Genomic DNA, 400 nt, shown 5'->3' with positions numbered 1-400 from the left:
GTCACAGACAGCCTGGACTACGGGATGGTGATGGTCAACGAGACGCCCAACACCTGGCCACAGACACCCTTTGGCGGCACGAAACAGAGCGGCCACGGCCGCGCACAGGGCGAGCAGGCTATCGAGGCCTACACCGAGGTGAAAAACGTCCACATCAACCTCGGCTGAAACTTCCCCCGACGAGTCGTGCCCAGGCAGCCAGCAACAGTTCCACCGCTCTGCCTCACGCTGTGAAACTCCGAAGGCAGAACTAGCGAGTAATAACTGCTTACTCGAACTTTTTGAACTGCTGCAGGCACTCGTTGCAGTAATGAATCGACTGGCACCGCGACGGCCCGCGTGGGTGTTTCCGCTCGGTGTCGGTCGAGCCACAGTACGGGCACTCCGCGCCCGTCTGTTC

General features: G+C 60.5%; 1 protein-coding gene. It reads left to right on the top strand.

The window, feature by feature from the left end:
• A partial coding sequence (locus FY251_RS22005; protein ID WP_148417021.1) for an aldehyde dehydrogenase family protein occupies positions 1-168 on the top strand: 168 nt, incomplete at its 5' end.
• Positions 169-400 lie beyond the last annotated feature (232 nt).

It is taken from the genome of Haloferax sp. KTX1, assembly GCF_902410085.1.
GTDB lineage: Archaea > Halobacteriota > Halobacteria > Halobacteriales > Haloferacaceae > Haloferax > Haloferax massiliensis.
Note: the sequence above shows the minus strand (reverse complement) of the source record. Positions and strands in the feature narration are given on the sequence as shown.